The following is a 23,887-nucleotide window of genomic DNA, read 5'->3' as shown; positions in this document are numbered from 1 at the left end:
GTCCTTAGTCGTTTTGATCGTGCCGCACTTGCCGCGCGCCCGGCACGATAGCCGCAGACGTCGCCGATGACGTCGCCGATGAAGCAGACGCAGCCGAAGGCGAGGAAGCCGAAGAAGGTGCCGTGGCAGCCGAAGAAGCCTCCGCCGGATGCCGCGGATCATGCAGCTCATCGGTCGACCACCCGCCGCCCAGATCGCCAAACAACGACGCCGCGTGCAGCAAGCGCGATTCCTGCACGTTCAGCGCGGTCTGCCGCGTCGTCAATTGCGTCGCTTGCGCAATCGCGACCGTCGTGTAATCGACGGTGCCCGCCTGGTATTCGTTGAACGCGATCTCCGCGCCACGGTCCGCGTCGCGCACCGCCGTTTCGAGCACGAGCGCCTGCTCGGCGAGAATGCGCAGGCCGGACAGATCGTCCTCGACGTTCTGGAACGCGCCCAGCACCGTGCCGCGATAGTTGGCAACGGCCGCGTCGTAGGCCGCCTTCGCCGCGTCGACATCCGCGCTGCGCAGGCCGCCGTCGAACAGCGTCTCGGTCGCGCTGCCGCCGAGCGACCACACGTAGTTCGCGGCCTTCAGCAGACCGGACAGCGGCGACTGTGTGAATCCGGCCACGGCCGACAGCGAGATGTCCGGGTAATACGCGGCCACCTCGACGCCGATCGCCGCATTCTGCGCGGCCATCTTGCGCTCGGCGGCGGCGATGTCGGGGCGGCGTTCGAGCAGCGTCGACGGCAGGCCGACCGGCGCCGACGGCAGCGCCGGCATCGCGGTGCTATGCGTGATCGACAGTTCTTCCGGGTTCTTGCCGATCAGCACCGCGATCGCATGCGCGTTCTGCGCGCGCGCGACGCCGAGCGCGATCAGATCGGACTTCGCGGTATTCAACTGGCTGCGCGCGGTGATCACGTCGCTCGGCGCAATCGTGCCCGCGCGATCCTGCTCGGTGACGACGTCGAGATAGTGCTGATACGCGACGACCGTTTGCTGCAGCAGGTCGATGTTCGCGTCGCTGGTGCGCAGCTCGATGATCGCGGTCGCGAGCGCGACCTGCTCGGAGAGCGTCGCATTCGCGAGCGTCGCTTCGCTCGACTGCGCGCTCGCGGCGTTTTCCTCGACGGTGCGGCGCACCTGGCCCCACAGATCCGGCGCCCAGCTCACGTTGCCTTCCAGCGAGCCCGAATTGACGATGCGCGTCGCCGTACCGTTGACGAAGCTTCCCGATGCACTGACCGAACCGCTGCTCGCGCGTTCGCGCGTCGCCGAACCGGTAGCGCCGATGGTCGGAAACAGGGCCGCGTGCGCGGCGCGCACTTCGGCAAGCGCTTGCTGGTAGTTCGCGTAGTCCACGCGCACGGTCTGGTTCGACACCGCGACGAGCGGTTCGAGTTCGTCGATCAACGGATCGTTGAACGCGCTCCACCATGTGCCCTTCGGGCCGGTCGCGTTCGGCTCGGCCTGGGTCCAGCCCGGCAGTTCCGAGTACGTGGCGGGCACGCTGACCTGCGGCCGGTGATAGTCCGGGCCGACCATGCAGCCGGCGTTGAACAGCGCCAGCATCGCGACGGCGAGCGTCGCGATGCTCGGCAACCCGGCGCGAGATCCTGTCATTCGTTCAGTCGAAATCTTCATCGTCATGCCTTCGTATCTGCTTGTCCCGGCTTCGCGTCGCGGTTCCAGCGCAGCCCCGCGGACCATCTGACCAGCCGTGCACGCAGACGGTCGAGATACAGATAAATCACCGGCGTCGTATAGAGCGTAAACATCTGGCTCAGGATCAGCCCGCCCATCACCGTGATACCGAGCGGCTGGCGCAGCGAGCCGCCCTGGCCCATGCCGACCGCGAGCGGCACCGCGCCGAGCACGGCCGCGAATGTCGTCATCATGATCGGCCGCAGCCGGATCAGCGCGGCCGCGTGGATTGCGTCGCGCGCGGGCATCTGTTGCTGGCGCTGCAACTGGATCGCGACGTCGACCATCATGATGCCGTTCTTCTTGACGATACCGATCAGCAGGATGATGCCGATCATCGCGATCACCGAAAACGGCGTGCCGAAGATCAGCAGCGCGAGCGTCGCGCCGATGCCCGCGGATGGCAGCGTCGACAGAATCGTCAGCGGGTGGATCGAGCTCTCGTACAGCACGCCGAGCACGATGTAGACGACGCCGAGCGCCGCGAGAATCAGCAGCGGCACCACGCCCATCGACTGCGAATAGGCCGCCGCCGCGCCCGCGAACGAGCCGTGGATGCTCGCGGGCATGCCGATCTCGCGGATCGTTTCGTTGATCGCCGCGCCCGCCTGGCTCAGCGACCCGCCGGCCGGCAGGTTGAACGAGATCGTCGCGGCGACGAGCCCGCTCTGGTGGTTCACCTGCGTCGACGTATGGCTGTTCCTATACGAGGTCAGCACCGACAGCGGCACCATCGTTTCGGCAGCCGTGCTGTCCGCGCTACCGGTCGAACTGCCGCCCTTGCTGTTGGCGATGCTGTTGTTGGTCGCGTTCGACTGCGCGTCCGAGTTGCGCGAGTTCGTGTTCGACGACGTGCCGGTCGTGGTCGCGGTAGTCGTTGCCGATACCGTGCCGTGCGGCATCTGTGTCGCGGCCGTGCCGGTCGGATTGCCGGCGGACGTGCTCAGATAGATCCGGTTCAGCGTCTCTGGATACTGCCAGTACTCAGGCGCGACCTCCATCACGACGAAGTACTGGTTCAGCGGGTTGTAGATCGTCGACACGGTGCGCTGGCCGAACGCGTCGTACAGCACGTTGTCGATCTGATTCGCCGCAAAGCCGTAGCGCGCGGCGGTCGCGCGATTGATCGTCAGGTAGCTCTGCAGGCCGTTCTGCTGCAAGTCGGAGTTCACGTCGAGCAGCCGCCCGCGCTGCTTCGACAACGCGGCGACGAGCTTCGGCGTCCACGCAAACAGCGCGGCGGAATCGTCGCTCGTCAGCGTGTACTGGTACTCGGCCGCCGATTGCCGCCCGCCGATGCGCAAATCCTGCTGCGCCTGCAGAAAGAGCCGCGCGCCCGACACTTCGTCGAGCTTCGGCCGCAGCCGGTTGACGACCTGGGTGGCCGTTGCGTGCCGCTGCGACAGCGGCTTCAGCTCGATGAACACATTGGCGGTATTGAGCGCGCGCCCGCCGGTAAAGCCCGCGACGGACTGCACCGCCGGATCCCTTTGCACGATCGACTGCAACTGCGCGAGCTTCTTCTGCATCGCCGTGAACGAAATGCTCTGGTCGGCGATGATCTGCCCGATCACGATGCCGGTGTCCTGCTCGGGGAAGAAGGTGGCCGGCACCAGCTTCAGCATGAACACGTTGCCGACCAGCAGCGCGAACAGCAGCAGGATCACCAGCAGCGAATGATCGAGCACGGCCATCAGCGTGCGTGCGTAGACGTGCTTGAAGCGATCGAACTGCCGCTCGATCCACCGCGCCCAACGCGCTTTCGAATGACCGGCGTTGTCGCGGCTCAGCACGTACGCGCACATCGCGGGCGTGACCGTCAACGAGATCACCAGCGAAATCAGGATCGCGATCGACAGCGTGATCGCGAACTCATGGAACATCAGTCCGACGATGCCCGGAAACAGGATGATCGGCAGAAACACCGCGATCAGCGACAGGCTCATCGAGATCACCGTGAAGCCGACTTCGCCCGCACCCTTCAGCGCGGCCTCTTTCGGACTCAACCCCTGCTCGATGTATCGCACGACGTTTTCGAGCACGACGACCGCGTCGTCGACGACGAAGCCGGTGCCGATGGTCAGCGCCATCAGCGACAGATTGTCGATGCTATAGCCGAGCAGATACATCGGCCCGAAGGTACCGACGATCGACAGCGGCAACGCGACCGCCGGCACCAGCGTCGCGCGCGGCGACTGCAGGAAGATGAACACGACGCCGACCACCAGCAGCACCGCGATGAACAGCGTGCGCTCGGTATCGCTGACCGACGAGGTGACCGACTGCGAACGATCGATCGCGACATCGACGTGCACGTTGCTCGGCAACGTCGCTTCGATCGCGGGCAGCACGTTGCGTATCTGCTGCACGGTGCTGACCACGTTGCTGCCCGGCATCGGATAGACGATCACGAGAATCGCCGACTTGCCGTTGAAGAGCCCCGCGTTGCGGATGTTTTCGTTCGAGTCGCGCACCTGGGCGACGTCGCGCAACTGCACCGGCGCGCCGTCGCGATACGCGACCACCAGATCGCGATACGGCGCCGCGTGCGTGATCTGATCGTTCGAGGTGACCACGTAGCGCTGATCGCCGACGTCGATATGCCCCTTCGCGCTGTCGGCATTGGCCGCACTGATCGCCGCGCGCACGTCTTCCATGCCGATCCCGTAGCTATTGAGCTTGCCCGGCTGCAACTCGACGCGCACGCTCGGCAACGCGCCGCCGCCGAGCGTGATCTGGCCGACGCCCTGCACCTGCGACAGCTGCTGCTGGATCACCGAATCGGCGGAGTCGTAGAGCTGCGCTTTGGTCAGCGTGTCCGAGGTCAGCGACAGCACCATGATCGGCGCCTCGGCCGGGTTGTACTGGCGGTAGCTCGGATTGCTGCGCAGCGTGGTGGGCAGATCGGCGCGCGCGGCCTGGATCGCCGCCTCGACGTCGCGCGCGGCGCCGTTGATGTCGCGCTTCAGGCCGAACTCGACGATGATCAACGACGAGCCGACATAGCTGATCGAGGTCAGCTCCGCGACGTCGGCGATGGTTGCGAGCCGCCGCTCGAGCGGCTCGGCCACCGTCGACGCCATGATATTCGGGCTCGCGCCGGCCATGTTGGCCTGCACGACGATCACCGGAAACGCGATGTTCGGCAGCGGCGCGACCGGCATGCGGAAATACGCGAGCGTGCCGGAGATCAGGATCGCGATCGCAAGCAGCGTCGTCGCGACCGGCCGCCGGATGAAGATCGCCGGGATGTTCACCGCGTGCCCTCCGCGCCGCCTTCCGGCGGACGCCCGCCCGGCTCGTCGCCGCCGTTGCGCTTAGCGCGCTCGGCGCGCCAGCGGTTCACGCGCGTCGCCATACGGTCGAAGAACAGATAGATCACCGGCGTCGTGAACAGCGTCAGCACCTGGCTCAGCGTCAGGCCGCCGATGATCGCGAGACCGAGCGGCCGGCGCAGTTCCGAACCGGTGCCGGTGCCGAGCAGCATCGGCAGTGCGCCGAGCATCGCGGCGAACGTCGTCATCAGGATCGGCCGGAAACGCAGCAGCGACGCCTCGAAGATCGCATCGCGCGGCGCCTTGCCATGATTGCGTTCGGCATCGAGCGCGAAGTCGACCATCATGATCGCGTTCTTCTTGACGATGCCGATCAAGAGCACGATGCCGATGATGCCGATCACGTCGAGATCCATACCCGCGAGCATCAGCGAGAGCAGCGCGCCGATACCGGCCGACGGCAGCGTCGACAGGATCGTGACCGGATGGATGAAGCTCTCGTACAGCACGCCGAGCACGATATACACGGCAACGAGCGCCGCGATCAGCAGATAGACCTCGCTGGAGAGCGAATCCTCGAACGCCGCGGTCGCGCCTTGCAGCGACGAGGTGATCGACGGCGGCAGGTCGATCGACTGCTCGGCCTGGTGAATCTCCTTGACCGCGGTGCTCAACGATGCGCCCTTCGCGAGATTGAACGACACCGTCACCGACGGAAACTGCGCGAGATGGCTGATCACGAGCGGCGCCTTCGCGATCTGGATCTTCGCGATGCCGGAAAGCGGCACCTGACCCGTGCTGCTGGTCTGGCTCGGCAGATACAGATTGCCGATCGACTGCACGGTCGGCATCGTTTCCGGCTTCGCGACCAGAATCACGCGGTACTGGGCCGACTGCTCGAAGATCGTCGACACGATGCGCTGGCCGAGCGCGTCGTACAACGCGTTGTCGATCGTCGCGGGCGTGATGCCGAAGCGCGCGGCCAGTTGCCGGTTCACTTCGACGTTCACGCTGAGGCCGTCGCTATTGAGATCGCTCTGCACGTCCGACAGCGACGGAATCTGCTTCAGGCGCGCGACGAGTTCCGGCACGTACTTCTGGAACGCCTGCTGGCTCGGTCCGCGCAACACGAAGCTGTACTGGTTCGGCGACACGGTCGTGTCGAGCGTCAGGTCCTGCGCGGGCTGCATGAACAGCTTCACGCCGGGCACGTGCGCGACTTCCTGCGCGAGCCGGCGCGCGATTTCCTGGGCGGTGTCCGAGCGCTGGTCGCGCTCGCGCAGATTGATCAGGAAGCGACCGTTGTTCAGCGTCGCATTGGTGCCGTCGATGCCCACGTACGACGTCAGCGAGACCACGTCCGGGTCTTTCAGGACCGCCTCGGCGAGCGCGCTCTGGCGCTGCACCATCGCCGCGTACGACACCGAGTTGTCGGCTACGCTGATGCCCTGGATCACGCCGACGTCCTGCACCGGAAACAGTCCCTTCGGAATCACCACATACAGGATGCCGGTCAGCACCACGGTGGCGATCGCGACCATCAGCGTCAGCGTCTGATGATCGAGCACCCAGCGCAGGCCGCGCTCGTAGGCGGCGAGCGTCTTGTCGAACAGGCCCTCGCTGATGCGCTCGAAGCGGCTCGGATGGCGCTCGGCCTGCGCGCGCAGCATCCGCGCGCACAGCATCGGCACCACCGTCAGCGACACGACCGCCGAAATCACGATCGTGACCGCGAGCGTCACCGCGAACTCGCTGAACAGCCGCCCGATCACGCCGCCCATGAACAACAGCGGAATCAGCACCGCGATCAGCGAAATAGTCAGCGACAGAATCGTGAAGCCGATCTGCCCCGCGCCTTCGAGGGCGGCTTCGAGCGGCGACATGCCCTCTTCCAGATAGCGCACGATGTTCTCGATCATCACGATCGAGTCGTCGACCACGAAGCCGGTCGCGATGATCAACGCCATCAGCGACAGGTTGTCGATCGAGTAGTTGAGCTGGTACATCACCGCGAGCGTGCCGATCAGCGAGACCGGCACCGAGATGCTCGGAATCAGCGTGGCGGGCACGTTGCGCAGGAACACGAAGATCACCGCGACGACCAGCACGATCGCGAGAATCAGTTCGAACGCGGCGTCCGCGACCGACGCGCGGATCACGCCGGTGCTGTCCGACACCACGGTCACTTTCATGCCGGCCGGCAGCGTCGATTCGAGCTGCGGCAGCTCCTTCATGATCTGGTTGACCGTCTGGATCACGTTCGCGCCCGGCTGGCGCTGCACGTTCAGCACGATCGCGGGCGAGCCGTTGTACCAGGCGCCGCGCTCGACGTCCTGGGCGGCCTGGCTTACGCGCGCGACGTCGCGCATGAATACGGGCGAGCCGTTCTGGTAGGCGATTACGGTGTCGAGGTAGTCCTTCGGATCGGTGATCTGATCATTGCCGTTGATCGTGTAGTCGAGATCGGGGCCGTCGAAATTGCCCTTCGGCTGGCTCACGTTCACATAGCTCAGCAGCGTGCGCAGATCGTCGATGTTCAGACCGTAGGCGGCGAGCTTGTGCGGGTCGGCTTCGACGCGGATCGCGGGCACGTTGCCGCCGCTCGTCGTCACGACGCCGACGCCCGCCACTTCCGAGATCTTCGTGCCGAGGCGGTTGTTCGCGACGTCCTCCAGTTGCGTCAGCGACATCGACTTCGAGGTGACCGCGAGCGTCAGAATGGGCTGGTCGGCGGGATTGACCTTTGCGTAGGTCGGCGGCGCCGGCAAGCCAGACGGCAGATAGCTGTTCGCCGCGTTGATCGCCTGCTGCACGTTCTGCTCGGCGATGTCGAGGTTCAGCGACAGATCGAACTGCAGCGTGATCACCGACGCCCCGTCCGAACTGTACGAGGTCATCTGCTGCAGGCCCGGAATCTCGCCGAGCTGCACCTCGAGCGGCGCGGTCACGGTGGTCGCCATCACAGTCGGGCTCGCGCCCGGATAAAAGGTCTGCACCTGAATCGTCGGATAGTCGACGTTCGGCAGCGACGACACCGGCAGCACGCGCATCGCGATCAGACCGACGAGCACGAGCGCGATCATCAGCAGCAGCGTCGCGACCGGGCGAAGAATGAACAGGCGGGAAATGTTCATCGGTGCGGGGGTCCGTTACGACGAGGCGGCTTCGGACGCGGCCGGCGCAGGCGATGCCGACGCGCTCGACGCCGGCGCGGCTTCGGACGCGGCGGCGGGCGCTTTCGGGCCGGCGGCGGACTTCGGATGCGCCGGCTGGATCTTCGCGCCGTCGTTCAGACGATCCATGCCGTCCGTCACGACCGGGTTGCCGGCCGCGAGTCCCGACACGATCACCGTGTTCTTGCCGTCGCTCGGTCCGAGCTTGACCTTGTGCACGGACACCGTGCTGTCCGGATTGACCAGATAGACGAAATCGCCCGGCGCGCCGGACTGTACCGCGGCGGTCGGCACGAGCACCGCGTTCTGCATCGTGTCGACGAGCAGCTTCACGTTGACGAACTCGTTCGGGAACAGCGTTTCGTCGTCGTTCGCGAAGGTCGCGCGCAAGGTGACGGTGCCGGTCGCGGTCGCCATCTGGTTGCTGACCGCGTACAGCGTGCCGGTCGCAATCTCGCGCGAGTTATCGCTCGAATACGCGCTGACCGGCAGCTTCGCGCCGGTGGCGAGACGCTGCACGATCGACGCGAGCGAATCCTGCGGCACCGTGAACTGCACCGTGGTCGGCTTCACGGTCGTGATGACGACGATGCCGGTCGACGACGACGCGGTCACATAGTTGCCCGGATCGACGAGCCGCAAGCCGACCTTGCCCGCGATCGGCGCGGTGATGCGGCAATAGGCGAGGTCGAGATCGAATTGGGCGATGTTGGCGAGGTCGACCTTCACCGCCGCTTCGTCCTGCTGCACGAGGAATTGCTGATCCGCGAAGGTTTGCTGCGCGATCGACTTGCGTTCGTTCAACTGCGTATAGCGCTCGAGATCGGCGCGCGCCTGCGCGAGCGACGCGCGGTCTTTCGCGAGCGTCGCTTCCGCCTGCTGCTTGCTGATCTGATACTGGCGCGGATCGATCTGCGCGAGGAACTGGCCTTTTTGCACCTCCTGGCCTTCGTGATAGCCGACTTCGGTCAGATAGCCGCTCAGCTGCGGCAGCACGGTCACGGTTGCGATCGGCGTGACGGTGCCGAGCTCGCTCAGCGTGACCGGCATCGAACCGAGCGTCGCCTGCGCGACGGTGACGACGATCGCCGCGTTCTCGCGCACCGGCTTCTTGCGAGTCATCAGATGAACCACGACGAGCGCGACCAGCATGAGCACGACAACCGCGAAGATGATGAGCCCGCGTCGGGAGCGCTTTGGCGGCGGGGACACGGTTTCGCTCATGTTGATCTCCGGGAACGGATATTGGTGTCGATACTCGGTTGGAAGCTCGTCCGCTGACGGGACTGCGCAAAAGTGCCATGGTTCACGCGCGTTGTCATCAGTCGAACGCCTCCGGACGTCTTGTTATGAAGACGTAAGGAAATGGGGCGAGGGCTTGAATACGGGCATGCGTGAATGTAACCGGCTTGCGCCGGCCTTGAGTTACAGGGGCGCAACATGTTGGCCGCTGGAAGAGTCCGGGGCATCGATCGGGCGGCACGTGGGGGCGGATACCCGCATGGGCAGAGTTATGGGAGCGGCGGGACATCGCAATATGCGGTAACAGACGACAGCCAACTGACAACCGGGCCGTGCGTCCAGAATCGTCACGATCGTCCGCTATCATCGCGAGCCAGCGTCGCGCGCGCCGCGACTGTCACGACACCCCACAACCTCGCCCCGATGTCCATCACCGTCAATTTCCCAGCCGAAGTCCGCGACTGGATCGCCGCCAACCTTTCGCGCGGCGTCGCGCCCCAAGCGATCGTCAACGAACTGGTGAGCCGCGACAACGCGGCCGAGCTCGCGTCGGCGATGGTCGATGCGGTCGCATCGGCGTTCCTGTACGGTATGGCGCTGCCCGGCGACAAGCTCGAAGTCGGCAGCGCGCCGCTCAGCTACCAGCCCGAGCCGCTGCGCGTGCCCGACGCTCCGCTGATCCAACTCGGCGAGCGCAAGGTGCGCGTGCTGTCGCGGCTGCAACGACCGGCCGCCGTGCACATCGCCAATTTCCTGAGTGCCGATGAATGCGAGCAGTTGATCGCGCTCGCACAGCCGCGGCTCGACCGGTCGGCCGTCGTCGATCCAGTGACCGGCCGCGATGTGATCGCCGGTCATCGCAACAGTCACGGGATGTTTTTCCGTTTGGGCGAGACGCCGTTGATCGCGCGCATCGAGGCGCGCATCGCGGAACTCACGGCAACCCCGGTCGAGAACGGCGAAGGCCTGCAAATGCTGCACTATGAGGAAGGCGCGGAGTCGACGCCGCACGTCGACTATCTGATGACGAGCAACGAAGCGAATCGTGAGTCGATCGCGCGCAGCGGCCAGCGCATGGGCACGCTGCTGATGTATCTGAAAGATGTCGAAGGCGGCGGTGAGACGGTGTTTCCGCAGCTTGGCTGGTCGGTCGCACCGCAGCGCGGGCACGCGCTCTACTTCGAATACGGCAACCGCTACGGGCTGTGCGATCCGAGCTCGCTGCACGCGAGCACGCCGCTGCGCACGGGCGACAAGTGGGTGGCGACCAAGTGGATTCGGACGCGGCGCTTCGCGCCGCGCGTTCAGGCTTGAGAAGTCAGGCCTGACAGGCAACGCTTGTCGAGATAAAAAGAGCGTGCTGTCTGTCCGCGCGCGTGGAAAAACATTCGAACGACTCGCGCGAGCCGTTGTCAACTTCGCGCTGCTAGCCGAGGCGGGTTGCAGCGCGAAGCCAGTGCGAGTAGTGGCGCGTCAGACGCCGCGCCCTCGAAGCATGGTAATCAGAACTGCTCGATCCACGTGGCAAGGCGATCGGCGGCGAACTCGCTACCGCGCTGCGCCGGCCGGAACGCGATCGCATCGCCTTCACTGGCCGGCTGCAGTGCAACGTCATTGCCGTCGAGCCACAGAAGGCTCGCCAGCCATACCGCGTGCCCGCTCGACACCGCGTTGTTGCCCGGCTCCGCGAGAAACTCCGCGAGTGTGGCCGGCTGGTCGCACACGAGACCATCGCCTTCGCGGCGCACATTGATGCCTGCCTCGAAAAATGCCCCGGCCAGCGCCGTCAGTGCGTCGCTCGCAGTCACGCTCGCGCTGCCGTGACGGCTACGCAGCGTGGCGAGGTGCGCGGCCACCGTATGACCGAACGCGCCGCTGCGGGCACTCTCGGCCGCGATCAGATCGGAGTAGTCCTGCAGCAGCCAGTCCGGCTCGGAGTTCGGCACGTCGGCGAGTACCGCTGCGGCGAGATACGTCTCGACCGGCTGAAAGCGCTCGGGCCCGATCAGCGTGGCCGACAGCGAACGCACCAGACCGATGCGAGTGGCGACCACCTGCTTTTGGAGCACGCCCAGCTTCTCGCGCACCAGCGTATCGCGCTCCTTGCGCAGCTCGGCCAGCTCGAGCGCCTGCTTCAGCTCCATGCGCAGCGCCGTGATGTCCCAAGGCTTCTTGATGTAGCGATGGATATGACCGAGGTTGACGGCCGCGACGGTCTGATCGATTTCCGAATACGCGGTGGTCAGAATCCGCACGACATGCGGAAAGCGCTCGCTCGCATAGCGCAGCAGCTCGTTGCCGAACTCGCCCGGCATACGCTGGTCGGAGACCAGCACCCCCACCCTGTCGCCGTGCTCGTCGAGCAGCGCCTTGCCCTCTTCCACCGAGCCGCCAGTCAGGACCGGCGCCAGGCTTCCGATGGCACGCTGGAAGTACTTTACGGCAGTAGCTTCGTCATCGACGAAGATGATCGCCGGCGCCAACTCCTCTGTGGCTTTTGCTTCGTTCATCAACAACTCCTGTGCGTTTGACCTTTGATATGGGGGAAATCCAGCACTACGGTGGTGCCTCCCCACGACGTGGACTCGATCCTGAGTCCGCCGCCACAGGACTGCATGACACGGTTGCATAGAATCAGGCCCAAGCCGTTCCCCCCGGATTTCGCGTGCGTTGTAATTGGGTCCGTCAACAGGCGGTCTTTGATCTCGGGCGGAATTCCCGGCCCGTTGTCGCAGATGCCGATGCTCGGGTGGGGTTCCGTTGTCACGGTAAAGCGCACCGACGGCGACGGCACATCCGCGAGCGCGCGCAACGCGTTGGACAACAGCGACGACAGCACGAGCGCCACGCAATTCGGTTGCGTGAGCACGGCAAAGTCGCTGTCGACGTCGACCTGCACCCACGAGCGCTGCGCGGTCGTAAACGGATACGTATCGAGCAACGCCGAGATCAGCCCATGCGCGGTACTCTCGATGCGCGCCTCGTCGCCCTCCAGTTGCCGGCGCCGCCCATTGTGCACCGAGCGCCAGAAGGACGACACCACCGCCATGCAGTACTGCGCGCTCTCGCGCATCGATTTCGCGGCGCCGAGAATTTCGCCTTCCGCATCGCGCTCCGCGTCGATGCGATCTTCGATGCTGTGCGCGTTCAGCGCGATCGCCGCGAGCGGCGTGTTCAGTTCGTGCGCGATGAACGCCAGGGTTTCGTCGATGGCGATCAGGCGCTGATTCTGCATCGTGCGTTCGTGGTAACGATCAAACGCCAGTTGCAGCGTATCGCGCACTGCCGCCGGCTTCAGCGGCTTTTCGAGGATGCGGAACACCTCGCCGGTGTTGACCGTCTGCAATAACATCTCGACGTCTGCATAAGCAGTGACCAGAATCCGCACGATGTGCGGATATTCCAGCGCCACCTGGCGCAGCAGGTCGCCACCGTCACGCCCCGGCATGCGGAAGTCCGTGACCAGCACCGCGATGCGGGCGTTGTCCTGCTCGAGGATAGCGATCGCCTCGTCGCTGCTCGTCGCGAGCAGGACCTCGTAATCGGCACCTACGGTGCGCGCGAAATATTTGCAGGCCAACTCTTCGTCATCGACGTAGAGAAGAGTGGGCTGTGTCTGTCGGATGTCATTCATGGTATTTCTCAGGGTGCGGGCGACAGATCGAAACTGAATGAAGCCCAACTTCCCTGCTCGCTCTCAGCAAACAGCAGGCCGCCATGACGCTCGATCACCGCATAGCTGATCGACAGCCCAAGGCCCAGGCCTTGTCCCACTTCGCGGGTGGTAAAAAATGGCTCGAACACGCGCGCGAGATGCTCCGGCGCGATGCCCGGCCCGTTGTCTTTTACCGTCACATGCAGGCGGTCTTCGGTCCATCTGACGTTGACGTGAATCGCCGGCGCGGGCGTGCCCGCCTTGCGCATCGCCAGCACCGCATTCGACAGCAGGTTGATCAGCACGCCGATGATGGCCGCCTCGTCGCCCTGCACCAGCGTATCCGCGGGCAGCTCGCGCGTGACGGTGACGCCGCGCAATTCATGCCCGACGAGCCGGATCGCCGAATCGAGCGCCTTTTCGAACAGGAACGGCGTGCCCAGCTCCGCCTCGGCGCCGGGCTTGCGATACGCGAACGTCTTCAGGTCCGACACGATGTGCTGGATCCGCTGCATGCCCTGCCGCGCATCGACCAGACATTCCTGCAGCGTCGGCTCCTTCTTCGAGATCGGCTCTTCCAGCGCAACCTCGATCGCCATCAGACAGAAGTTCACCGGGTTGTTCACTTCATGCAGCAGGCCGGCCGCGAGCGTACCGATCGCCGCCATTTTTTCCTGCTGCAGCAGTTGGCCCTTGATGTCGAGCAACTGCCGATTGATCACTTCGAGTTCGGCGTTCTTCGCGGAGACCTCCGCGTTTTTCTCGGACACCTCGGCCTTCAGGCGAAACAGCATGAAGCGCACACGTTCGTTGAAAAACGTGTAGACCGCACTTGCGGCAGCGGCGAACAGAAGGAGCAGAACATTGACGGTCATCGTGCCGAGCGGCACGCCGTCATGCGGAGGCAACAGGCAGGCCAGCAGATACAGAAAGCAGGACAGCACGCCGAACACGAGGTTTTGCCACAGACCGAATGGCAACGCAATGCCGGACGCGAAGATGGCCAGATTCAGGCCCATGTAATAGGGCGACAGAACACCATCGGTGCGCCAGATCATCCATGAAATCATCGCCTGCGGCAGCAGCAGCCAGGACAGCGTCAGCCATGGAGTAAGCCGCCGCCCCATGCTGGTGTCGAGCAAGGCGATGATACCGCCGATCATCAACGACACGAGCAGGCGCGCGAGCGCGAACGACGTCTGATACTGCGGATACTGCGCGTAATCCAGCCCCACGCCGAGCAGCACGAGCGCAATCGCTGTGCACGCGCCGCCCCGGCTGAACGTGACGCGAAAGTCGGCCAGCTCGGTTTGATAGCCGCTCTGCAGGGGACTGGTAGTCATGAAAAGGGATGTCGACACGGTTTCAGAGGATCGTGGCTTCCGCGAACACATTCACCCCGGTCTCGTCGACGTAGAGCTTCTGGTCAGTGGAGTTGGCGGGAAGCAGCGAGCTCATGCCGCTTTCGTTCCGATAAATCAGATACCACTCGAGCAGATGCTCCATCCCGTACTTCTCCGGATTCGCCGAATGGACGTTGGTGACCAGCAACTGGCCGCCAGCTCGCGTGCGAGCGGCGAAGTAACTCAGGAGACGCGCGCAGACCTTGTCCGACAGATAGTCGAACAGACCCGCGCAGTACACCGCGTCGAATTCGCGCGCGGAGGGGTCCGTTGAAATTTTACGCTTGAGCAGATCGTGCACCGACTGATGCACCATTTGCACCGAGGCTTTATGGCCCGCGGCATTCGCCGAGCTTTCGATCGCGTCCTTCGTAAACGCCAGCGTTTCCTCGCTGAAGTCGACCAGCTCGAACGACAGCAGCTCCGGATGCGGATATTCGCGCACGAAGCGCTGGATCTCGAAAGCGGGCCCGCAACCGACGTTGAGGATGCGCAACGGCCTGCCGGCAGCGCGCGCCGCTTCGGCCTGACGCGTCAGAAAGTCGATCAGCAGCGTGATGCGGTTGCGGTGCGCAGTCGCGACCGCCGCGTGCAGGAACGCGGTATTGACGATCTGGAAGTATGTGGTCGGTCCCTGCTGCGGATCGCTGAGGATCTGGTTGACCATCTCGTAGTCGCCGGCATAGCCGAGCGGCTTGGTGAACGTGCGGTAGACGAATGGCGCGCGCAGCAGCAACGGATGCAGTGCCGCTTGCGCATACGTGCGATGCACGGGTGCGGTCTCGGCGTCGACGCGCTCGGCCTCTTCCTCCAGGCGGTCGAGGAAGAACTTGATCTTGAGCATGATCGGCGTGGCGAGCTCGTAGAACAGGTCCTCGCGCAGCCTGCCTTCTTCGGTCTTCGGCAAGCTCTCGGTCAGGTCGACCTGCTCGACCCAGCGCGACACTTCCGACAGGAATGCGCGCATCTCGTTCACGACGATCTGATAGTCGCGCCGGATATTGAAGCGCGCGTCCCAGTCGCTAATAAAGAGTTCTGCTTCCCGGCCGACCGATTTCGCTTCATTGGGCAGAACGCTAAGCTCGCGCCATTCGTCGATGAGTGCCAGCGAAACCACCGCGGTCAGACCGGTGTTCACCAGACTCACCACCACCGCCTTGCCGAGATAGGCATTCTTGGTGCCCATGCGCACGCTCAGCTCGCTTAACACCTCGCTGACCTGCACGATGGAATAGGGGTTATAGACCTCCATGACCAAAGACTTTCTCTGGAGGTTAATGATCGTCCCACGCACGTGCTCGCGCTGCGAGTTGCGGAAGCTGATCACCGGGTCGATTTGCGTTTGAGAGTACACGGTATTAGTACCTGAGGAATCCGGGAACGCAGCAGGGTGTTGGAGAAGTCCAGTGAATGGCTGCCGCACGCACGACACCGGCGACAAGTCGTGGACGCGTTTCAAACCACAGTTGAGCTGGAAACACCAAAGCCCTTTGCCAGAATGGCTCCAGCGGGTTGCAGTGTAACATCAACACGTTCAATTCTGACTGAAGTCAAATTCAGGATGAAACGTATATGCAAGGATTTCTTGCGAGCATGTCCGTGCTGTAGAAAGCCGTTTTTGCAAAGAACCATTTGAAACGAGTTGGCGAGCGCGCGGGTGCAATCGCCGACAATTCGTTTCTCGACAATGACTTGCAATCGCATTGCCACGATGGCGGCACGATCCGCTATTGAGCGGGTGCGTTACTTGTACCTTTCTGATCCATGCCCTTTGGATATGCCCCGTGCATTCTCCGAATAAGCCTTTTTTAACGCAATTCGCGTCCGGCGCGGCAAACGTTTTTCTTTTAGAGTTCGGCGCGAGTACCGTCGACAATCGAGCGGCTCGCGCACTCGTTGACTCATTCGTGCAAGGCCAAACCTTTCACGGCCTTATCGACGGCTTTCTTCGGTCCGTGCAGTGCGAGACCGACGAGATCGAGATTCGCCGCGTCCTCGGCGCGAAAGACTGCGCGATTCGCCGCGTCATGCCCCGTCGAAAACATCGCGTGCACATACGGCACGATTCCGAGCTCGCGCGACAGCGCCTGCCGATGCGCGCCCTGCAGACCGAACCGGTCGGCGGCGAACACCATCATCGGCTGGCCGAGCATGCGGCCGTAGCGGTGCCCGGCGGCATCCTCGTAGGGTTCGCCCAGCGCATCGGGCGCCGCGGCCGCGACACCGGTCGCGAGAAACGCGACCACATTGAGCTTCTGCCAGACCGCGAGATCGCTGCGCACGATCAGCGCCACTTTGGTATCGAACATGACGACTCCTCGTTGAGCCGCTCATGATCGACGATGCCGCGCGATCAGTCTGGAACGTTTGTGCACATCTGCCGGTACGCCGCCGGCGTCATGCGGTACGCCCGACGAAACCAGCGGCCGAGATGGCTCTGATCCGCGAAGCCGACTTCGGCGGCGACCTGCGCGGGCGCGCGGCCGGTCGCGAGCAGGCGCCGCGCGGCGCGCAGGCGCAAGCGCACCAGATACGCGTGCGGCGAGGTGCCGAACGCGCGCTGAAACAGACGTGTCAACCTGAACCGGTCGATGCCGGCAACTTCGGCGAGTTCGTCGAGCCCGAGATTTCCGTCCATGTGTTCGTGCAACAGATCGCGCACCCGCGTGATCGCAGGTGACGCGGCGGGGTCGCCGGTCAGCGGCGCATCGCGCAGCTGGGCGCCGAGTTGCAGCAGCAGACGATCGAGCGTCTGGTCGCGCGCGAGCCGGCCCTCGTTGCCGTAGATCGCGGCGAAGGCCTGACCGATCGCATCGATGAGCGCACGGTCGTCGACCAGCGTATGGCCGAACGCCGCCTCGACGCCGGCCAGTCCCGGCAGATCGAGCCGCCGCGCCGCGCGCTCGACCCAGGCTTGCGGCAGATACAGCATCGCGTAGGTGAAGCCGGCCGCCTCTGGCGCGTGACCGTCGTGCAGCGCGCCGGGCTCGATCAGGATCGCGCGGCCCGGCACGCTCGTGTGCAACGACCGATGACACTGGAAGCGTTGCACGCCCTGCTCGGTATAGCCGATCAACATGTCGTCGTGATCGTGCGGATCGTAGGCGTGGCCGCCGAAATGCGCGCGCAGGCTCTCGATGCCGGTTTCGGCATCGCGGCGGGCGATTAGCCAGTTGGCGGGACTGAGTGGAGTGGGCATGGGTTGGAGCTGGCGGGCAGCGGGCGATGCGGCCAGCGGATAGTGTACGGCAGGGGGAATCGGGTTGCGCCAACGCCCCCGTCGGCGAAACGTCCTCACGATGTCAGCGCAACTCACCCCGCTCGTCGCCGACCAGAACGACGATGCCAACGACCGTTCCTGTCGACGAAGGCAACCAGCGTCACGGCTTCTTCGAACGCGGAGGCCGTGCGTTGACGAACGGGTTATAGCCGCGCGAACCCGCCGGCCGATCCTGTTCGGTCGCGCGGCGGCGCTTGCTGGATCGTCCGTCGCCCGACAATTGCGCAAGCAGTTCTTGCGATTCGGACTCCGACTCCGCGTCCGTTTCATCCACGGGCGGCGCGGTTTTTTTGCGTCGCGCGGTTTTTGGCTGCGCTGCTTTCTCGTCCGTATCCGGCGCGACGCCCGCGATGTGTTCGATCACGGTCATGAACGATGCCGATGCCGATCGGACAGGTTGTCCCGGCAGCATCGTCAGCGCGACGATTTCGTGCAGTGAACGACCGTCGACGGAGCGGCCCTCCACCGTGTCATGCCAGTCGACATCCGCTTGCGCGAAGGCGCCGATCACACGTTCGAGCACGGCCGGCGACAGGACGCCGCCGTCGTATAACCGGATGACGACGCTTTCGAACATCTGGAGCGGGGCGATGCCCGTTGTTTTCGACGCCACGTTTTGTCATCCGGTTGGTTTCTCTTCCAGTATCAGCCAGCAAATCATATGCCGATGTGGCGAGTAACTCATCGTGATCGCCGAATACGGCATGCACCGACGGTTACGCGGTCACGCCGGGCGGCCCGAAAGCGCTGGTGCGATAGCGGGGTTTGTTCGTAGCGAAACCAACGGAACGCCGGGGAAAGACGTAATCGAGCTGGCGATATTGGTCTACGCGAGCAGCAGTAACGCGTCCGCCAGTGACAGCACCGTTGTGCGTGAATCGAACGCGGTAGAAAACAGATGCTCGTGGACCACCTGATCCGGGTCGTAACAGCAATCCTTCACCGTATATAGGCGGAAGTCCGCGTCGCTGGCGTACGCGACCGAGGAGAGCACGACGCCGGTCGACGCGATGCCGACCATGATCAGCGAATCGATACCTTGCTCCGAAAGCTTCGCCTCCAGATCGGTGCCGAAGAACACGCTCGCACGATGCGCGATGACGAGCGGTTCGTTGGCCTGCTGGCCCAACTCTGGCGCGATCCGGTCTGCGAGGAAGAGGCCAAGACTTTTGATTCCCTGCCCGTTCCTGTTCAACGGGCTGACTTCCGGATAGCCCGGACTGAACCTGAGGTTGGCGAAATAGACGCTGACGCCTTTGGCCCGGGCCGCGTCGCATAAGCTGCGCGTATTGGCGAGCAAGGCGGGCGCGACCGACGGAAAGAGTCCGAGAATGTCGGTCTGGTAGTGCATGACGACAAGCGCGGTTCGCGATGGTGCGATGGCCGGAATCCGTGCACTCGTGCGCGTGACGCCGAGCCCGTCGTTCGCGGTGCCGTCAGAACCTGCGTTGGTTGTCATTACGCCTCCTTCATCCGGGTTTCACGTCCTGTTGTCGGAGCGGCCGCTTCGATGCCGTGGAAATCATACTTCATCGCATCGCGCGGGTGATCATCGATTCCGCCCGGACGCATACCCTACTTCAACGGCCCTGCCCGCTTGCTACACTATCTACAAAGGCCGCCGGCGCTCCCGCAAGGGTCATGAACCCCCTGCGACGCAACTTCGCAACAAAACAGAGGATGAGCATCGAAATGACGCTTTCGACGAGAAAATTTGGTCGTACCGGTTGGAATGTGTCGGAAATCGGTTTTGGGGCATGGGCGATCGGCGGCTCGTGGGGCAGTGTTGCGGAAGATGACGCCAAGGCCGCGCTAAATGCCGCGCTCGACAACGGTGTCACGTTCATCGATACGGCCGATGTCTACGGCGATGGTCGCTCCGAACGGATCATCCGCGACGTGCTGCGGCAACGAGGCGGCGAACGTCCGATTGTCGCCACCAAGCTCGGGCGCCGACTCGACCCGCATGTGACCGGCGGCTATCTGAACAAGCGCGAGCTCGAAGCTTTCATCGACCGGAGTCGCTCGAATCTCGGCGTCGACACGCTCGACCTGGTCCAGCTGCATTGCCCGCCGACGGAGGTTTACTACCGTCCCGAGGTGTTCGACGCAATGGACGACTTCGTCGTCGCCGGCAAGATCCGCTACTACGGCGTGTCGGTCGAAAAGGTGGAAGAAGCGCTGAAGGCGATCGAATATCCGAACGTGGTTTCGGTGCAGATCATCTACAACATGTTCCGTCAGCGTCCATCCAATCTGTTCTTCAGGCAAGCGCAAAAGAAAGACGTTGCGGTCATCGCGCGAGTGCCTCTGGCCAGCGGCATGCTCACGGGCAAGATGTCCGCCGATTCGACTTTTGCATCAGACGACCATCGTGCATTCAATCGGCATGGCGAGGCGTTCGACGTCGGCGAAACGTTCTCCGGCGTGCCCTACGACGTCGCGTTGCAAGCGGTCGATGAACTGCGCGGCCTGGTACCCGCGAACGCCTCCATGGCGCAGCTCGCTCTGCGCTGGATCCTGATGGAGGATGCCGTCTCCGTCATCATCCCGGGCAGTAAAAACGCGGCCCAGGCGGCGTCGAACGCCTCGGCCGCGAGCCTCGCGCCGCTGTCCGACGAGGTAATGCAACGGGTCCGGGATGTCTATCAGCGCCATATCGCGCCGCACGTCCATCAGCGCTGGTAAAGGCAACGCGGTGGCGGCTTCGCGGTGGGCGCATTCGACATGCAGGGAGCACCCGGAATAAATTGTGTTTGCACCTGGACTATGGAGAACCTCATGACAGACATCGCACTTGCACGCAAAGATGCTTGCCTCGCAGTGGTTCATGCGGTACTGACGGACTTGAGCGACGACAGTAATCTGATCGGCGCGGCTCTACGTGTTGCGGACTACCTCGTAGATGATCTCGAAGGCAAGATCACCGAGACCGACGCCATACTGCTTGCTGTCACCGCACTAACCAAGGTCAATCGCGCGATTCGCGAGTGGAACGACGTGGACGGCAACTCGATGGACGCGATGAGAGTCGCGGATTTCGTCGTCGATGAACAAATGAACGGGTACGACAGCGCGCCACATCAGCCGACTTCGTCGGCGGCAAGAATCGAGGCGCGAGCGGCCGCGGTGATCCGGCCGACGGGGTCCCCGGCGCGGCCTGTTCACCACTGAGTTTCGTATCTCACTCCGGGCGCGCCACCGCCGGCCGTTTCAGCGGCTGGATGGTGGCCACCGCAAGCCCCGCTCCGGCGAACGCACACGCGGCGCAGACGAGCGCGACGGCCCGCAGCGCGTCGGTCATCGCATCGGCTTGCGCGCGCGCCACAGATGTCTCGCGCGGCGTATGCGAGTCGCCCGCCGCCCCTCCCGCTTGCTCGAGCGGCGCCAGCAATTGCCCGATCTGGCGCGTATCTTGCGGCACATGCAGTTCGTCGAGGCGCGCCGATAGCACCGCGTGGTGCGACCACACGAATACGATGCCGAGCACCGCAATCGCCAGCAGGCCCGCCACGCGCGCAACGGCGTTATTGATGCCGGACGCCACGCCTGTGCGGTCGCTCGGCACCGCGCCCATCACGGTCGTGGTAAGCGGCGCGACGGTGATCGTCATGCCGAGCCCGAGCACGACGAGCGCAGGGAAGAATTCAGCCCAATAGCTGCCGCGCACGAACGGCAGCCCCAGCAACGTGAACCCGACGCCGGCGACGCCCGGGCCAACGGTCAGCAGCGTGCGCGACCCGAAGCGGCTAGTCAGACCGCCAGTGAAGCGCGATAGCAAACCGATGATAAAAGGCACCGGCAACAGCGCCGCTCCCGCTTCGGTCGCGGTGTAGCCATGCGCGCGGATCAACGTGAACGGCAGGAAAAAGAACGTGCCGCCAAGGCCGAAGTAAAGCAGCAGTGTGACGAGGTTGGCGCCGGCGAAGTCGCGCGAGCGAAACAGGTCGAGCGGCATCATCGGGTTGGGGCTGCGCGCCTCAATGGTCACGAATGCGGCGAGCATCAGCACGCCGGCGCCAATCGCACAGAATACGAGCGGATGCGCGAAGCCACGCGCCGATGCTTCGGTCAGGCCGAACGTCAGCGCGGCGAGGCCCGTGGCTGCGCTCAGTGCGCCGGGCCAGTCGAGCTGTCCAGGTGCATCGGCCCCGTGGCTGTTGGGCACCGCCGATATGGCGAGCGCGATCGTCAGCGCCGCGAGCGGGACGTTCAGGAAGAAGATCGCGCGCCACGACCACGCGTCGACGAGCCAGCCGCCCGCCACCGGCCCCACGGCCGACGTGATCGCGCCGACGCCCGCCCAGGTGCCGATTGCCCGTCCGCGCGCTGCGTCGTCGAACACCGCGCCGATGATCGCGAGACTGCTGGGTACCAGCAGTGACGCGCCGATGCCTTGAACCGCGCGCGCGGCGACCAGCGCAAACGTATTCGGTGCAAACCCGCAAGCGGCCGACGCCAGCGTGAAAAGCGCGACGCCCGCGATGAACACCGTGCGCCGGCCGAGCTTGTCGCCCATCGATCCGCCGACCAGCACGAGGGAGCCGAGAAACAGCAGATACGCGTTGACGACCCACTGCATCGCCGCGACGCTCGCGCCGAGTTCGCTCTGAATGGCCGGCAGCGCGACGTTGACGACGGAGCCATCGATGAACGCCATGCTCGAACCACCGATCGTCGCGGCCAGCGCGAGGCGCTTGCGCTGGCACGGGCGGCCGGTCGTGACGGGCTGCGTGCGGATGACGAGCTCGTCGCACGGGCTCGCCTGCGCGGCGATGATGTGCGCCGTCCTCGGCTTGCTACCAGGATGATCAGGGTCGGCCACGTTCGCTCCCGTGCTGGTCGATGAAGACTTAGGGAAACACTGATCAATAAGCTCGTCGCCGGCGTTGCCGACGAGTCAGCTTGCAATTATCAGAATGTCGAAGGAATTCGGTCGCAAGCGAGGCGGAGTTTGCCCGGATTCGGGGCCCCCTCCTCGCATTTTTCATGCACATGACGGACTACTCCCGTGAACTGACCGCAACCGGTTTCGGGCGATTACCAGGTTCGCCAAGGCGAACAGGCTGAACAGTTGCGCCGTGTTCTTGGCCAGCCCCTTGTAGCGCACCTTGCGATGACGGAACAGATTCTTGACGATATGAAACGGATGCTCGACCCGAGCACGAATTTGCGCCTTGGTCCGCTCGACCGCGATCACCAGATCCTTCAGCGGACCATCCTGCATCGCCTTGATCTTTCCGCGCTTGGCCGCCACGCGCCACTTCACCGACTTGCCCTTCATTTCGTCGCGTTTGTCTACGCCGATGTAGCCCGCGTCGCCGAACGCTTCCTCTTCGTGCCCGTGCAGCAGCGCGTGGGCTTGCGAGACATCCGACACGTTGGCGGACGTGCCGACCACGCTATGCACCAGACCCGAATCGGCGTCGACTCCGATGTGGGCTTTCATCCCGAAGTGCCACTCGTTGCCCTTCTTCGTCTGATGCATCTCCGGGTCTCGGCTCTTCTCCGCGTTCTTGGTCGACGGCGGCGCTTCGATGATCGTCGCGTCGACCAACGTGCCTTCCTTCATCATCAGTCCGCGCTCACACAGCGAGATGCCGATCTCGTCGAACAACTTTCGCGTCAGATCGTGCTCGACCAGCAGGCGGCGGAACTTCAACAGCGTGGTCGCATCCGGCGCGTTCTCGACGGCCAGATCGATGCCGGCGAAGGCGCGCATCGCAATGCTATCGTACAGCGCGTCTTCCAGACCTTCGTCCGACAGGCCGTACCACTGCTGCAGAAAGTAGATTCGAAGCATGCGCTCCAGACCAATCGGCGGACGGCCACGCTCACCCTTCGGGTAATACGGCTCGATCGCCGACAGCAACCGCGGCCACGGTACGACCCTCTCCATCTCTGTCAGGAAGCGCTGGCGCCTGGTCACCCGTTTCTTGCCCGCACTCTCCGCTTCTGCAAAGCTGATCTGCCGCTTCATCACTATTGGTCCGTTCCGTGAGCTTCCTTCTATAACGTACTCGAACACGTCAGCGATGACGGCCGAGCCTGATAAATCAGTGTTTCCTTAGAGCGAATGGCACTTACTTAAGCCTACATGGAGGAGAAGACGCGGGTAAGTGCTTGAAGAGAAAGGGAGGGGGCTGATCCAGGGATTGATACGATG

Annotated in this window: 18 protein-coding genes; 3 read left to right on the top strand and 15 right to left on the bottom strand. The window is 64.0% G+C overall.

Features of this window, described 5'->3' with window-relative positions; translation table 11 throughout:
* Positions 1–4 precede the first annotated feature (4 nt).
* From HWY30_RS12695 to HWY30_RS12680, 4 genes are read right to left on the bottom strand one after another with little or no spacing between them, the layout of a single operon-like run.
* Entirely contained in the window at positions 5–1,639 is a 1,635-nt protein-coding gene (locus HWY30_RS12695; protein WP_090807718.1) for an efflux transporter outer membrane subunit, read from the bottom strand.
* Entirely contained in the window at positions 1,636–4,950 is a 3,315-nt protein-coding gene (locus HWY30_RS12690) for an efflux RND transporter permease subunit (protein WP_090807720.1), read from the bottom strand. Before HWY30_RS12690 ends, HWY30_RS12695 begins: the two co-directional genes overlap by 4 nt.
* On the bottom strand, positions 4,947–8,102 hold the full coding sequence (locus HWY30_RS12685; RefSeq protein WP_090807722.1) for an efflux RND transporter permease subunit: 3,156 nt from the start codon (positions 8,100–8,102) through the stop codon (positions 4,947–4,949). Before HWY30_RS12685 ends, HWY30_RS12690 begins: the two co-directional genes overlap by 4 nt.
* Before the next feature lie 15 nt (positions 8,103–8,117).
* Entirely contained in the window at positions 8,118–9,365 is a 1,248-nt protein-coding gene (locus tag HWY30_RS12680) for an efflux RND transporter periplasmic adaptor subunit (protein WP_090807724.1), read from the bottom strand.
* 441 nt (positions 9,366–9,806) lie between these two features.
* Between HWY30_RS12680 and HWY30_RS12675 the strand changes: the two genes are divergently transcribed.
* Entirely contained in the window at positions 9,807–10,697 is an 891-nt protein-coding gene (locus HWY30_RS12675) for a 2OG-Fe(II) oxygenase (protein ID WP_090807726.1), read from the top strand.
* 188 nt (positions 10,698–10,885) lie between these two features.
* Here HWY30_RS12675 and HWY30_RS12670 read toward each other — a convergent pair whose 3' ends face one another.
* The 9 genes from HWY30_RS12670 to HWY30_RS12630 all read right to left on the bottom strand — a co-directional run bounded on the left by HWY30_RS12670 (position 10,886) and on the right by HWY30_RS12630 (position 19,180).
* Positions 10,886–11,893, bottom strand: a complete 1,008-nt coding sequence (locus HWY30_RS12670) for a response regulator (protein WP_090807728.1) — start codon at positions 11,891–11,893, stop codon at positions 10,886–10,888.
* Positions 11,893–13,017 (bottom strand): hybrid sensor histidine kinase/response regulator, encoded by a 1,125-nt coding sequence (locus tag HWY30_RS12665; RefSeq protein ID WP_090807730.1) that lies wholly within the window; start codon positions 13,015–13,017, stop codon positions 11,893–11,895. Before HWY30_RS12665 ends, HWY30_RS12670 begins: the two co-directional genes overlap by 1 nt.
* Positions 13,018–13,025: 8 nt before the next feature.
* The gene (locus HWY30_RS12660) at positions 13,026–14,381 is read right to left on the bottom strand and encodes a sensor histidine kinase (protein WP_090807732.1); all 1,356 of its coding nucleotides are present in this window, start codon (positions 14,379–14,381) and stop codon (positions 13,026–13,028) included.
* A gap of 22 nt (positions 14,382–14,403) precedes the next feature.
* The gene (locus HWY30_RS12655; protein WP_090807735.1) at positions 14,404–15,795 is read right to left on the bottom strand and encodes a class I SAM-dependent methyltransferase; all 1,392 of its coding nucleotides are present in this window, start codon (positions 15,793–15,795) and stop codon (positions 14,404–14,406) included.
* Positions 15,796–15,896: 101 nt separating this feature from the next.
* The gene (locus HWY30_RS12650; protein ID WP_143037222.1) at positions 15,897–16,139 is read right to left on the bottom strand and encodes a hypothetical protein; all 243 of its coding nucleotides are present in this window, start codon (positions 16,137–16,139) and stop codon (positions 15,897–15,899) included.
* Between the two features lie 203 nt (positions 16,140–16,342).
* Positions 16,343–16,750: a DUF2000 domain-containing protein gene (locus HWY30_RS12645; protein ID WP_090807737.1), complete on the bottom strand. Its 408-nt coding sequence runs from the start codon at positions 16,748–16,750 to the stop codon at positions 16,343–16,345.
* Between the two features lie 44 nt (positions 16,751–16,794).
* Positions 16,795–17,640 carry an AraC family transcriptional regulator gene (locus HWY30_RS12640; RefSeq protein ID WP_090807739.1) on the bottom strand — a complete coding sequence of 282 codons (846 nt, stop codon included), beginning with the start codon at positions 17,638–17,640 and terminating at the stop codon, positions 16,795–16,797.
* A gap of 181 nt (positions 17,641–17,821) precedes the next feature.
* Complete coding sequence (locus tag HWY30_RS12635) at positions 17,822–18,334, bottom strand: hypothetical protein (RefSeq protein WP_425199374.1); 513 nt, start codon at positions 18,332–18,334, stop codon at positions 17,822–17,824.
* Positions 18,335–18,547: 213 nt separating this feature from the next.
* Positions 18,548–19,180, bottom strand: coding sequence for a cysteine hydrolase family protein (locus HWY30_RS12630; protein WP_090807743.1), 633 nt, complete (start codon positions 19,178–19,180; stop codon positions 18,548–18,550).
* A gap of 233 nt (positions 19,181–19,413) precedes the next feature.
* Between HWY30_RS12630 and HWY30_RS12625 the strand changes: the two genes are divergently transcribed.
* Entirely contained in the window at positions 19,414–20,409 is a 996-nt protein-coding gene (locus tag HWY30_RS12625; protein WP_176078891.1) for an aldo/keto reductase, read from the top strand.
* A 93-nt stretch (positions 20,410–20,502) separates the two neighbouring features.
* Positions 20,503–20,895: a hypothetical protein gene (locus tag HWY30_RS12620; protein WP_090810281.1), complete on the top strand. Its 393-nt coding sequence runs from the start codon at positions 20,503–20,505 to the stop codon at positions 20,893–20,895.
* A 10-nt stretch (positions 20,896–20,905) separates the two neighbouring features.
* On the opposite strand, the gene HWY30_RS12615 is transcribed toward HWY30_RS12620, so the two are convergent.
* Positions 20,906–22,546 (bottom strand): MFS transporter, encoded by a 1,641-nt coding sequence (locus HWY30_RS12615; protein ID WP_090807747.1) that lies wholly within the window; start codon positions 22,544–22,546, stop codon positions 20,906–20,908.
* A 162-nt stretch (positions 22,547–22,708) separates the two neighbouring features.
* Positions 22,709–23,701, bottom strand: coding sequence for an IS5 family transposase (locus tag HWY30_RS12610; RefSeq protein ID WP_090807749.1), 993 nt, complete (start codon positions 23,699–23,701; stop codon positions 22,709–22,711).
* Positions 23,702–23,887: the final 186 nt, after the last annotated feature.

It is taken from the genome of Paraburkholderia tuberum STM678 (assembly GCF_902833905.1).
Taxonomy (GTDB): Bacteria; Pseudomonadota; Gammaproteobacteria; order Burkholderiales; family Burkholderiaceae; genus Paraburkholderia; species Paraburkholderia tuberum.
This window is presented reverse-complemented; position numbering and strand designations above follow the sequence as displayed.

Excerpts from the sequence above, each read along its gene's own strand:
- HWY30_RS12695 (WP_090807718.1), bottom strand. The coding sequence starts at position 1,639 with ATGACGATGAAGATTTCGACTGAACGAATGACAGGATCTCGCGCCGGG.
- HWY30_RS12665 (WP_090807730.1), bottom strand. The coding sequence starts at position 13,017 with ATGAATGACATCCGACAGACACAGCCCACTCTTCTCTACGTCGATGAC.
- HWY30_RS12670 (WP_090807728.1), bottom strand. The coding sequence starts at position 11,893 with ATGAACGAAGCAAAAGCCACAGAGGAGTTGGCGCCGGCGATCATCTTC.
- HWY30_RS12625 (WP_176078891.1), top strand. The coding sequence starts at position 19,414 with ATGACGCTTTCGACGAGAAAATTTGGTCGTACCGGTTGGAATGTGTCG.
- HWY30_RS12680 (WP_090807724.1), bottom strand. The coding sequence starts at position 9,365 with ATGAGCGAAACCGTGTCCCCGCCGCCAAAGCGCTCCCGACGCGGGCTC.
- HWY30_RS12620 (WP_090810281.1), top strand. The coding sequence starts at position 20,503 with ATGACAGACATCGCACTTGCACGCAAAGATGCTTGCCTCGCAGTGGTT.
- HWY30_RS12675 (WP_090807726.1), top strand. The coding sequence starts at position 9,807 with ATGTCCATCACCGTCAATTTCCCAGCCGAAGTCCGCGACTGGATCGCC.
- HWY30_RS12610 (WP_090807749.1), bottom strand. The coding sequence starts at position 23,701 with ATGAAGCGGCAGATCAGCTTTGCAGAAGCGGAGAGTGCGGGCAAGAAA.
- HWY30_RS12645 (WP_090807737.1), bottom strand. The coding sequence starts at position 16,750 with ATGTTCGATACCAAAGTGGCGCTGATCGTGCGCAGCGATCTCGCGGTC.
- HWY30_RS12660 (WP_090807732.1), bottom strand. The coding sequence starts at position 14,381 with ATGACTACCAGTCCCCTGCAGAGCGGCTATCAAACCGAGCTGGCCGAC.
- HWY30_RS12685 (WP_090807722.1), bottom strand. The coding sequence starts at position 8,102 with ATGAACATTTCCCGCCTGTTCATTCTTCGCCCGGTCGCGACGCTGCTG.
- HWY30_RS12630 (WP_090807743.1), bottom strand. The coding sequence starts at position 19,180 with ATGACAACCAACGCAGGTTCTGACGGCACCGCGAACGACGGGCTCGGC.
- HWY30_RS12640 (WP_090807739.1), bottom strand. The coding sequence starts at position 17,640 with ATGCCCACTCCACTCAGTCCCGCCAACTGGCTAATCGCCCGCCGCGAT.